The sequence below is a fragment of the Micromonospora sp. C81 genome (assembly GCF_018070425.1).
Taxonomy (GTDB): domain Bacteria; phylum Actinomycetota; class Actinomycetes; order Mycobacteriales; family Micromonosporaceae; genus Micromonospora; species Micromonospora zamorensis.
The window spans coordinates 1-11,665 of record NZ_JAGPXS010000039.1 but is presented as its reverse complement, the minus strand read 5'-3'; the positions used below and the strand labels follow the sequence as shown (position 1 = coordinate 11,665).

The window sequence follows — 11,665 nt, the reverse complement described above, 5'->3', positions numbered from 1 at the left end:
GGGTGCGGGGTGCGGGGTGCGGGGTTCGGGGTTCGGGGTGCGAGACGGAGGGGTTGCGGTGCGGCGGCGGGGACGGCGCGGCGGGTCAGGTCAGGTCGAACATCGCGACCGCGTTGTTCCAGCAGACCGCGCGCAACCAGTCGTCGCCCAGGTCGAGCCGGGCCAACCCGGTGAGCTGGTCGGCGTACGGGTAGGGGATGTTGGGGAAGTCGCTGCCCAGCAGCACCTTGCCGGACAGTCCCAACTCGCGCAGTCGGGGCAGCTCGTCGTCGGGGAAGGGGACGAACTGGTCGAAGAAGGGCGTGAAGGCCATCGTGGTGTCCAGCCGGACCCGCTCGTACGCCTCCGCGAGATCCAGGAACGCCCGATAGTCCGGGGCGCCGAGGTGTGCCACCACGGCGGTCAGCCGAGGATGGCGGGCCAGCAGCTCGCCGAACTGCTCCGGGCCGGTGTGCGCGGTGCCCACGGGTGCGTGCCCGGCGTGCACGACCACCGGCACACCCGCGTCGGACAGCATCCCCCACACCTGGTCCAGCGCCGGATCCGTCGGCGAGAAGCCGCCGACCTGGACGTGCACCTTGAACACGCGGGCCCCGTCGGCCAGCGCCGCCTCGACGTAACCGGGCGCGTCCGGTTCGGGGAAGAAGGTGGCCGAGGGCAGGCAGCCCGGGGTGACCCGGGCGAAGTCCAGCGACCACCGGTTGAGGTCCGCGGCCATGCCCGGCCGGTGGGCGTACGCCAGGGCGCTGAACGCCCGCACGCCCAGACGCTGCAGGTACGCGACCCGCTCGGCGTCGCTCCACCGGTACCGGATCGGCCACTCGGTGCCGACCAGTGGGCCGGCCGCGTCGAAGTACGCCCAGATCCTGCGCAGCAGGCGCGGCGGTAGGAAGTGCACGTGCACGTCGGCCAGGCCGGGCAGGCCTAGTCCGCGCCAGAATGCCGGCACCCGCGCGTCGGCGGCTGGCGGCGGCTCCGGTGCCGGATCGGTCATATCTCGATGTCGAACCGGCTCAGCACCGAGGGCGCGATCAGGCCGACGGTCGCGAGCGCCGAGACGGCGGTCAGGGCGAGGCGCATCCCGACCACCTCGGCCTTGCTGCCGACCCGCAGGGCGATGCTGTTCGGCAGGCCGATCATCATCCACATCCGCCGTTTGATCGGGATCGGCCAGAGGATCGGCACGCCGGCTCGGGTGATCATGTCGCCGAGGATGTGCACGAAGCAGCCCACCCCCAGGGCCGTGCCGATCAGCGGATAGCCGCGACCGCCCGGCAGGTTGGCGAAGGTGAACCAGGCCGCCCCGGCCGACGCGAGGGTGATGATCACCCAGCCGGCGCGTTCCGCCCACTCGTCGAACAGCCCGCGCAGCGCCAGGCCGAACATGAAGAACAGGATGGTGATGACAGCCCACTTGCCGTACGCGGCGCAGAGTGCTGTGGTGCCCCAGCCGACCAGCACGGTGAACGGCAGGGTGTGGGTCAGCGTCCGGTGCCCGTTGTTGCGACGCGGGTCCCTGCTGAGCTTCGTGGCGTAGTAGACCCCGAGCGAGATCTTCTCCATCACCTCGGCGGCGAAGAGCGAGAAGACCCCGAAGGTGCGGGCCACGGTGGCCCCACCCTGGTTCCTGGTCACCTTGCCCGACATGTCGAGATCGGGAAAGAGCGCGCCGCCGGCACACACCGCGGTGCCCACCGCCAACGCGAGCGGCGACTGGTGGTAGTCGGCGAAATGGTCCAGTGCCCAGGACCCCGCCAACCACACCGCCGCGCCGGACAGCGCGTGCTGTGGTCCCATCATCTCGGCTCACCCTCCCCAGGGATCTTGAGCGCCCAAAACTACGCCACTGTAGTCAGCCTCGGCGTCGCAGGGGCATCACCCGGAAGGTCCACATCGGACGCTGTCAGAGAGCGGGGGTGAAGCTCTGCCGGATCATCGGCAAGTATGCCGCGTTGACCTGCCAGTCGAACTCTTTTGTCAACCACGAGACGGTGTAGGAACGCTCGGCCGAGGTGTTGGCCAGCAACCGGAAACTGTGCACCTGTTCGCCTGCCGCGTTCTCCCAGCCGCACTCCCAGACAGCGCCACCCTCGTAGATGTCCATCGCGGAGATGTCCACCTTGCGATAGCCGGGGAGCAGCCCGTCACCGGTGGTGAGTCGCGCCTCCTCGGCCTTCCAGTGCGCCACCGGGTCGGCCCGCACCGGCCCGGACTCGACGCTGAGCACCCGGGCCCCGCCCGTCTCCCGGAAGCAGGTCACCGACCCCTCCGTCCAGCGCGCCCAGCCCACCGGCGCGGCGATCCGGAAGCCGGTCGGGTCGTCGTGCCAGGTCCAGCCGTCGAGTAGCCGGTACCGTGCCTCGGTCGGCGGCGCGACCGACGCCACCGGAGTGGACGTCGGCGGCGGTGGCGGTGGTGTCGCGCAGGCGAACGCGGCCGGCCGGGCGCTCGACGCGCCCCCACCGGAACCGGACGGCGGCGTCCGCTCGTCGTTGCGGTAGACCAGACCCACGGTGACGCCGCCGGCGACGAGGAGAGCGGTGGCCGCGCCGCCGAGAGCGATCAGGCGTCGTCGGCGTCTGCGGGGGCGGCTCGCCGGCCGACCCGCCGACGTCGGCGGGTGGTCAGGCGCACCGACCGTGTCCACCGGAGCGGGCGACCTGGTACGGCCCGCGTTCCGCAACGCCGCCACCGCCGAGGACATCGGCGGCGCGGCCGGCTGGTCGGGCTCCGCGGCCGCCTGCCGCAGCAGCGGCTCCGCCTCCGCGGCGGTCAACCGCCGCCAGGGGTCGCGTTGCAGCAGGCCGAGGAGCACGGGGCGCAACGGCCCGGCCCGCCGCATCGGGTCCGGCGGCTCGGTGGCCAGCGCGCTCAGCGTCGCCATCGCGCTCGACCGGGCGTACGGGGACTGGCCCTCGACCGTCGCGTAGAGCGTCGCGCCCAGCGACCACAGGTCGGTGCGTGGATCCGACACCCCTTCGCGGGCCCGCTCGGGGGCGACGAACTGCGGTGAGCCGAGCACGGTGCCCGGACCGGTCATCGCACCCTCACCACCGTCGAAGGTGGCCAGCCCGAAGTCGGTGAGCACCACCCGGCCGTCGTCGGCCACCAGCACGTTGTGCGGCTTCACGTCGCGGTGCAGCACCCCGGCGGTGTGCGCGGCCCGCAACGCGGCCAGCACCGCCAACCCGACAAGAGCGGTGCGCTGCGGGCTCAGCGGCCCCTCGGCGCTGATGATCTGCTGCACCGACCGGGACTGCACGTACTCCATCACGATCCAGGGGCTCTCCCGGTCGTGCACCACGTCGTAGATGCGGACCACGTTGGGGTGGTTGAGCCGCGCGGCGGTGCGAGCCTCGCGCAGTGTCCGCAGTCGCAGCTCCTCGCGCTCGGCCTCGGCCAGCCAGGACGGCGGCACGACCTCCTTCACCGCCACGTCGCGATGCAGCATCTCATCGCGAGCAAGCCACACCCGGCCCATCCCGCCGGTGCCGACCAGGTCGAGCAGCCGGTACCGACCCGCGATCAGCAACTGCTGCACGGTCGCTCCCCCTTGGTCACCCCGGGTTACACGATAGCTACCGCGCCCGCTCTTTTCATCCGCTGAGCGGCCTCGATCCACGCCGGACGGTAGTCCGGATCATGACTATACGGTGCAGGTCAGGGGGGTGGTCGGAAACTGTTTCGCACTGCCGTCCAGTCCGCGCCGGCCTTGGTCCAGTCCCTGTCGTCGGTGATCCAGGCCAGCGTCCACCGGCCCGCGCCGACGACCTGTTGCCGGGCGTGCAGCCATGCGCCGTACGGGGCCTGCCAGCGGCACTCCCACTCCGCCCCTCCGTCGGCAGCGGCGAGCCGGATCTCGTCGTACCCCGGCAGGGCACCGGCCTGGGCAGCCACGTCGCGGACCGTGCGGAGTCGGACCAGCGGGTCGCTGTCGTCGCCGCTGGCGACGCTGAAGGCCCGGCCGGACCTGGGGTCCTGGAAGCAGGCCACCGCGCCGTCGCGGGAGTAGTACCAGGTCGCCGGCACCGCAACCCGGAACCCGATGGTGTCGGCGTGCCAGACCCAGCCGGGTGGCGGGCGGAACCGTTCGCCCGCTGCGGGGGCGCCGGCCAGCACGGGCGCACCGGCCGCCTTCGGACGGACACATGGGAAGGGTGGCGGAGGAATGCCCGGGCCTCCCGGCGGTGGGCCGGGGCGGTCGGGGTCGTAACCCGGGCCCGGCCCGCCCGGGCCGCCACCACCGTCCGGCGGCCGTGCGGTGGGCCGGCCGGCGGTGTCCCTGGGCTCGTCACCGGTGACGGCCATCGCGGTGCCCACGCCGGCGGCGGCGGCCACCACCAGAGCCACGGCGATCAACGCCGCCCGGCGGATGGTGGGCTGCCGGGCTGGCGGGCGGGAAGCCGGTGGGGCGGAGGCCGGTGGTGTGTCAGCCGGCGCGTTCAGGGCCCGGTCGCCCGGGTTCGCCGGCGGGTCGGGCTCGGGCAACGGGATCGTGAGGTCCTGGTCGTCCGGGTCGTGCGCCTCGGGCCGGTCGCCCGAACCTGTCGACCCTTCGGCGGTCGGTTCGGTGCGCCCGGTCGCCGCGGCGGTGAGCAGCCGATGGGCCGCGTCGTGGTCGAGGCGGTCGCGCGGGTCGCGGCGCAGCAACCCGGCGAGGACCGGCGCGAGCTGCCCGGCGTGCGGAGCCGGGTCCGGCGGTCCGGCGGCCAGTGCGCTCAGGGTGGCCATGGCGGTGCTGCGGGCGTACGGGGAGCGGCCCTCCACCGCCGCGTGCAGGGTCGCACCGAGCGACCACAGGTCCGCAGCCACCGTGGACACTCCCTCGGCGGCCCGCTCCGGGGCAACGTACTGCGGGGAGCCGAGGACCATGCCGGGGCGGGTCATCGCACCGTCGCCGCCGTCGAAGGTGGCCAGCCCGAAGTCGGTGAGCATCACCCGCCCGTCGTGCGCCACGAGCACGTTCTGCGGTTTGATGTCGCGGTGCAGCACCCCGGCGGTGTGCGCGGCGTGCAGCGCGTCGAGCACGGCCAAGCCGATCCGGGCCGCGCGGGCCGGATCGAGCGGCCCCTCGGCGTCCACCACGTCCTGAAGGGTGCGGGACGGGACGTACTCCATCACGATCCATGGGCTGCCGTCGACCGCGACGACGTCGTAGAGCCGGACCACGGCGGGGTGGTTGAGTCGAGCTGCGGCGCGCGCCTCCCGCAGGGTGCGCGAGCGCAACTCGTCCCGTTCGCGATCGGCCAACCAGCTGGGCGGCACGATCTCCTTGACCGCGACCTCGCGATGCAGCATCTCGTCGCGGGCACGCCACACCCGGCCCATGCCCCCGCGACCCACCAGGTCGAGCAGCCGGTACCGATCCGCGATCAGCACCTGCGCACGCACCTCCTCAGCCGCTGTCCGGGCTACACCCTAACCAGCGGATCGGAAGTCACCAATCGGTCGTCCGCCTCGGCTCAGCAGGCGGCGTGGCCGTCGCGCGCCAGAAGGTTGCCCTCGGGGATGGCGATCCGGGTGCGCCCACCGGCCAGTTGGGCTGCCGCCCTACGGGCCTGCAACGGGCCGTGTTCCCTGCGTGCGGCGGCGTAGCTGGCGGCCGTACGGGCCGCGATGGTGGCCCACCCGTAGCGCTCGCCGACCATGGTGCGGGCCCGGCGGGCCACCCGCCGGGCGAAGACCTCGTCGCCGAGCAGTTGACCGACCGCTCCGGCGAGCGCGTCCGGGTCGCTGTGCGGGAACGTCACCCCGGTGACACCGGGCTCGACGATCTCAGCGAGACCGCCGGTGCGGGCCACGGCGAGGGGCGCCCCGGCGGCCGCCGCCTCCAGCGCCACCATGCCGAACGGCTCGTAGAGGCTGGGCACCACTGTCGCGTCGGTGGCACCGAGCATGGCCGGCAACTGGGTGGAGTCGAGGAAACCGGTGAAGCGTACGGTCGAGCTGAGCGCCAGCCGTCGGGCCTCCGCCTCCAACTCGGCGCGGTACGGCCCGTCGCCGGCGATCACCACCCGCAGCCCTGGGTGCCGCTCGCGGAGCCGCGGCACCGCGTGCACCAGGTGCTGGACGCCCTTCTCGTAGACCAGCCGCCCGGCGTACCCGACCAACGGGCCGTCCCCGGCGAACCGCGCGCGGGCCGACGCGACCGCCCTCGGCCGGGCCCGCCAGGCCCTGTTGTCGACCCCGTTGGGCACCACGTCCACCTGCGCGGTCGGTACGTCGAACAGTGCGGTGACCTGGTCGCGCATGTACCCCGAGCAGGTGATCACCCGGATGGAGGAGCCGCTGAGCCAGTGCTCGACGCCGTGGATCGTGCGGTTCATCTCCTCCGGGAGCCAGCCCTGGTGTCGGCCGGCCTCGGTGGCGTGGATGGTGGTGACCAGCGGCAGGTCCAGGTGATCGGCCACTGTGATGGCGGTGTGGGCGACGAGCCAGTCGTGGGCGTGGATGACGTCGTAGGCGCCGGCTTCGGTGGCGCGCAGGGCGGTGCGGGTGAGGGTGTGGTTGAAGGCCATGGTCCAGGCCAGCAGTGAGCCGGTGGCGAGGGGGAAGGCGACCGGGTCTTCGGGGGCGCGCAGGATGCGCACGCCGTCGGCGTACTCCTCCAGGGGCGCGCCGTCGGCATGACGGGTGACGACGGTGACCTCGTGGCCGGCGGCGGCCAACGCCACCGACAACGCGTGCACGTGTCGGCCCAGGCCGCCGACGAGCACTGGCGGATACTCCCAGGAGAGCATCAGCACCCGCAGTTGCCGGGCGGCGTGGATGTCGATCACGTGGGCGTCGGGTGACATGCGGCCCCCTTTGAGTTGTCCCCGGGCGCGCGCCGACCGACACCGGAGTCGATGTCGCCGTCGCGTCTGGATCGGGGCCAATCCTGCCGGGATCGAGATAACCAGCGGAGACACCACCGTTGCGGTCGTGTAAAGCGCTACTGGCCCTTTCGGCGCACCCGCAGCAGCTCGGCCACCGACCACGCCTGGAATGGGCAGCCGGTCGCGGCGTGCGGCGCGAGGCCGTCGGCCGTCTCGCTTACCGAGCCTAGCCCATATTCGGTCAGATGGGCCTCAATGCCGATGAATACGTCATCGACCGACATCTTGCTCCGGCGGCACGCGTCCACGTACGGCCCGAGCAGCCACGGCCAGACCGTGCCCTGGTGGTAGCCACCGTCGCGCTCGGCCGGACCACCCCGGTGCCGGCCCACGAACTCCGCCGAATCCGGGGCGAGGCTGCGTGGCCCGAGCGGGGTGAGCAGACCGTTTCCGACGCGGCGGAGCGTCGCCTCGTCCGGCTCCATCGGTGCGTACGGCAATGACCAGGCCAGCAGTTGGTTGGGTCGCAACGCGTCGTCGTCGTGCAGGGCGGCCCCACCGAGGGGGTACGCCGGCGCGGGCGCGTCCAGCACGTCGTGCAGCCAGCCGGTCGGCGACGGGAAACGCTCCCGGAACGAGGCGGTCGCCTGCCTGTGCCGTCGCCACAGGTCGTCCGCGTCCTGCCCGGCCAACTCGGTCAGCTCCGCGAGCCCGGCCAGCCCGTTGATCCACAACGCGTTGACCTCGACCGGCTTGCCGGTACGTGGGGTGACCGGCACCCCGTACACCCGGGCGTCCATCCAGGTGAGCGCGGTGCCGGGGGCGCCCTGGGCGAGCAGCCCGTCGGCCGGGTCGACGGAGATCCCGTACCGGGTGCCCGCCACGTGGGCGTCGATCACGGCACGCAGCGCGGGCAGCAACTCGTCACCGAGGTCGGTGTCACCGGTGACGGTGACGTGCCGGCTCACCGCGTGCAGGAACCACAGCGTGCCGTCAACGGTGTTGTATTCCACCCGACCGGTGTCGGCCGTGTTGGCCAGCATGCCCTCGGACAGCGTCGCCGCGTACGACCGCAGCAGCTCCCGGCCCTCGTCGGCGCGAGCCGTGCAGAGGAACAACCCCTCGTACGAGATCATCGTGTCCCGGGACCACGCCCCGAACCACGGGTAGCCGGCCACCACGTCGACGGCCCTGCCCCCGGGCCGCACCACGAATGCGTCCGCGGCCAGCGTGAGCGTCGCGTCGACCGGGTCTGCCGGCTTGGCAGCTGCCACCACCTGCCGGTTGCGCCGTCGGGCCGTCTCCACGATCTCGGCGGCCGGCGGCGGCTCCTCGTCGAGTCGACCGGCCCAGGCCCGCACCGACACCGTGTCGCCGGGGCGTTCCAGCTCGCCGACGAAGCGTCCCGCGTACCAGAGGTCCTCGTCCGCGTTCAGACCACGGTTGGCCTCTTCGCGGTGGTGCACGCCCAGCCACCACTGCCCCTCGGGCGCCCAGCCCGGGCCGGCCAGCCGGTACGCGCCCTCGACCACAGCGCCGTCGGCCACCGCCTCGACCTGCGGGGTCGGGCCGTCGGCCCGCCGTTCGCCGTGCGCGTCCCGCCAGGTGCAGGCGGCCGACAGCTCCAGCCGGACGGGCCCGCCGGCGACCAGCCGGTGCACCACCGCCACGCAGGAGCGGCCGGGCAGCATGGCAAGCTCCCGTTCGATCACCACCGCGCCGATCCGCCACCGCCACCGGGGCAGCCCGTCGACCAGGTCGAAGCGCTCCAGCAACTCGAAACCGCGCGGGTCCACGACGCCGGAGGACCACTCGTGCGCGCCGAGCCGGACCCGTGCGCCGGACGGCAGCGTGACCGCCGGGTCGAGACTGACCAGTCCCACCTGGCGGGAGGCCGGAGTTTCGCCGGGAACCACCAGCAGACCGTGGTAGCGGCGTGTCCGGAGCCCGCCGACGGTGCCCATCGCATATCCGCCGAGGCCATCGGGAACCAGCCACTCCCGGCTCGCGGCACTGGTCAGATCGCCGCAGACCTGTGGGCCGAAGTGCATGTCGATCAACTTTCCTCCATCGGCGGCGGGGTGTAACACGCCACGACGAGAATGGCCGCTGTGGTCAAGTACCGCGGCGACGTCAAAGATGTGCACGTGATCACTGACCGATCGTCCTCCGACGCCTCGCCACCCGACGCTGAGCGGCTCCGGCTCGCCCAGGCCGACTCGGGGGAGCAGGACTGGCGCGCATGGGGTCCCTATCTGTCCGAACGGGCGTGGGGGACGGTACGGGAGGACTACAGCGAGCACGGTACGGCCTGGGACTACTTCCCGCATGACCACGCGCGGTCCAGAGCTTACCGGTGGAATGAAGACGGGATGGCCGGCGTCTGCGACGAACGACAGACCTTCGCCTTCGCCCTCGCGCTCTGGAACGGCAAGGACCCGATCCTCAAGGAGCGGATGTTCGGCCTCGGCGGCGACGGCGGCAACCACGGCGAGGACGTCAAGGAGTACTGGTGGTACGAGGACTCCACGCCCACCCACTCCTGGATGCGCTGGCGCTACCACTACCCCCAGGCAGCCTTCCCGTACGACGAACTCGTCGCGGTGAACGCGTTGCGCGGCCGTGACGACACCGAGTACGAGCTGGTGGACACCGGGATCTTCGACGACGACCGGTACTGGGCGGTGACAGTCGACTACGCCAAGGCGTCCCCGACCGACCTCTGCATGGTGGTGACCGTCGCCAACCGGGGCGACCGGGCGGCGACCCTGCACGTGCTGCCCACCCTGTGGTTCCGCAACACCTGGGCCTGGGGCCTGCCCGGCGGCGACCGGATCCCGCGACTGACCGGCCAGGGCACCCGGCTCGTCGGCGAGCACCGGGTGCTCGGCCAACTGCTGCTGGAGGGCGACGGCGGGCCGGTGCCACTGCTCTGTGACAACGACACCAACGCCGAACGACTCTGGGGCCTGCCCGGCCGCTCGCCGTACCCGAAGGACGGCATCAACGACCACGTCGTCAACGGCGCGGCCACTGTCAACCCCGCGCGGGAGGGCACCAAGGGCGCGCTGCACTACGTGCTCGACGTGCCGGCCGGCGGGCAGCGCCAGATCCGGCTGCGGCTGACCCGCACCGCGTCGCCACCGGCCGCCGCGCCGCCGCCCCCGGCCGACCTCAGCGACGGCTTCGAGGCCGTGGTCTGGGCGCGGCGGGCCGAGGCGAACCGGTTCTTCGCCGGGGTGATCCCGCCGGCCGCCACCGCCGACGAGGCGCTGGTGGCACGGCAGGCCATCGCCGGGCTGATGTGGGGCAAGCAGTTCTACCACTTCGACGTCAAACGCTGGCTCGAAGGCGACCCGGGCTCGACACCGCCGCCGGCCGGTCGCCGACACGGGCGTAACAGCGCCTGGTGGCACATGACCAGCTTCGACGTCATCTCCATGCCCGACCCCTGGGAATACCCGTGGTACGCGGCCTGGGACCTGGCCTTCCACTGCGTGAGCATCGCCCGGGTCGACCCGGGTTTCGCCAAGGAACAACTGCTGCTCCTGCTCCGCGAGTGGTACCTGCACCCCAACGGGCAGATCCCGGCGTACGAGTGGGCGTTCGGCGACGTGAACCCGCCGGTGCACGCATGGGCGGCGTTGAAGGTGTTCGAGATCGACGGCGGCCGGGACTACGACTTCCTGGCCCGGGTGATGCACAAGCTGCTGCTCAACTTCACCTGGTGGGTCAACCGCAAGGACACCGGCGGCAACAACGTCTTCGAGGGCGGCTTCCTCGGGCTGGACAACGTCGGCCCGTTCGACCGCTCGGCGGCGCTGCCGGTCGCCGGTGTGCTGGAGCAGTCCGACGGCACCGGCTGGATGGGCATGTACGCGCTCAACCTGCTGGACATGGCCATCGTCCTCGCCGAGCACGACCGGACCTGGGTGGACACCGCCACCAAGTTCTTCGAGCACTTCGCGTACATCGCCGCAGCCGCGTACGAGCAGGGGCTGTGGGACGACGAGGACGCCTTCTTCTACGACGTGCTGCGCCTCGCCGACGGCACGAAGGTGCCGTTGAAGGTCCGTTCGGTGGTCGGGCTGCTGCCGTTGGCCGCCACCACCCGGCTCACCGCGAAGACCCTGCACCGCCTGCCGGAGCTGGGCGCGCGGTTGCGCTGGTTTCTCACCAACCGCCCGGAGTACGCCCAGGTGATCGGCACCCGCAGGCTCGGCCCCGACGGCCGGCAGCAGCGGCTGCTGTCCATGGTGGGCCCGGAGCAGGTGGTCCGGCTGCTCGCCCGGATGCTGGACCCCGACGAGTTCCTGTCCGACTTCGGCCTGCGTACGCTGTCCCGCGCACACCTGGACAAGCCGTTCTCGGTCAGCCTCGGCGGGCAGGAGTTCTCCGTCGGCTACGAACCGGCCGAGTCGACCAGCGGCCTGTTCGGCGGCAACTCGAACTGGCGCGGTCCGATCTGGATGCCGACGAACTTCCTGCTGATCAGCGCATTGCGCGACTACGCCGCGTTCTTCGGCGACGACCTCCAGGTGGAGTACCCGACCCGCTCCGGGGTGAAGCGGACACTGGACGAGATCGCCGACGACCTCTCCGCCCGGCTGATCTCGCTCTTCACCCAGGACGACTGGGGGCGGCGGCCCATCTACGGCGCGTGCCAGCTCTTCCAGACCCACCCCGACTGGCGGGACCTGGTGGCGTTCCCCGAGTATTTCCACGGCGACAACGGGGCCGGTCTGGGTGCCTGGCACCAGACCGGGTGGACAGCCCTGGTAGCCGACCTGATCCTCACGCTCCGCCGCTGACCGTCAGCGTTACCCGCCCGTCCGCCCCGCCCCGCC

General features: G+C 72.3%; 7 protein-coding genes. 1 reads left to right on the top strand and 6 read right to left on the bottom strand.

Going from position 1 to position 11,665, the window contains the following annotated elements; translation table 11 throughout:
- Window positions 1-85: 85 nt before the first annotated feature.
- The 6 genes from KBX46_RS32160 to KBX46_RS32135 all read right to left on the bottom strand — a co-directional run bounded on the left by KBX46_RS32160 (window position 86) and on the right by KBX46_RS32135 (window position 8,878).
- Entirely contained in the window at window positions 86-994 is a 909-nt protein-coding gene (locus KBX46_RS32160) for an amidohydrolase family protein (protein WP_210795846.1), read from the bottom strand.
- On the bottom strand, window positions 991-1,800 hold the full coding sequence (locus tag KBX46_RS32155; protein ID WP_210795844.1) for a metal-dependent hydrolase: 810 nt from the start codon (window positions 1,798-1,800) through the stop codon (window positions 991-993). Before KBX46_RS32155 ends, KBX46_RS32160 begins: the two co-directional genes overlap by 4 nt.
- A gap of 103 nt (window positions 1,801-1,903) precedes the next feature.
- Window positions 1,904-3,541 (bottom strand): serine/threonine-protein kinase, encoded by a 1,638-nt coding sequence (locus KBX46_RS32150; protein ID WP_308159763.1) that lies wholly within the window; start codon window positions 3,539-3,541, stop codon window positions 1,904-1,906.
- Between the two features lie 119 nt (window positions 3,542-3,660).
- A complete protein-coding gene (locus tag KBX46_RS32145; RefSeq protein WP_308159762.1) occupies window positions 3,661-5,379 on the bottom strand; it encodes a protein kinase in 1,719 nt (572 codons plus the stop codon).
- Between the two features lie 83 nt (window positions 5,380-5,462).
- Window positions 5,463-6,797, bottom strand: a complete 1,335-nt coding sequence (locus tag KBX46_RS32140; protein WP_172862068.1) for a glycosyltransferase family 4 protein — start codon at window positions 6,795-6,797, stop codon at window positions 5,463-5,465.
- A 137-nt stretch (window positions 6,798-6,934) separates the two neighbouring features.
- Window positions 6,935-8,878 carry an amylo-alpha-1,6-glucosidase gene (locus KBX46_RS32135; protein ID WP_210795842.1) on the bottom strand — a complete coding sequence of 648 codons (1,944 nt, stop codon included), beginning with the start codon at window positions 8,876-8,878 and terminating at the stop codon, window positions 6,935-6,937.
- A gap of 42 nt (window positions 8,879-8,920) precedes the next feature.
- Here KBX46_RS32135 and KBX46_RS32130 point away from each other — a divergent pair, with 42 nt between their 5' ends.
- A complete protein-coding gene (locus tag KBX46_RS32130) occupies window positions 8,921-11,629 on the top strand; it encodes a glucosidase (protein ID WP_141910355.1) in 2,709 nt (902 codons plus the stop codon).
- Window positions 11,630-11,665: the final 36 nt, after the last annotated feature.

Excerpts from the sequence above, each read along its gene's own strand:
- KBX46_RS32160 (WP_210795846.1), bottom strand. The coding sequence starts at position 994 with ATGACCGATCCGGCACCGGAGCCGCCGCCAGCCGCCGACGCGCGGGTG.
- KBX46_RS32155 (WP_210795844.1), bottom strand. The coding sequence starts at position 1,800 with ATGATGGGACCACAGCACGCGCTGTCCGGCGCGGCGGTGTGGTTGGCG.
- KBX46_RS32140 (WP_172862068.1), bottom strand. The coding sequence starts at position 6,797 with ATGTCACCCGACGCCCACGTGATCGACATCCACGCCGCCCGGCAACTG.
- KBX46_RS32130 (WP_141910355.1), top strand. The coding sequence starts at position 8,921 with ATGGCCGCTGTGGTCAAGTACCGCGGCGACGTCAAAGATGTGCACGTG.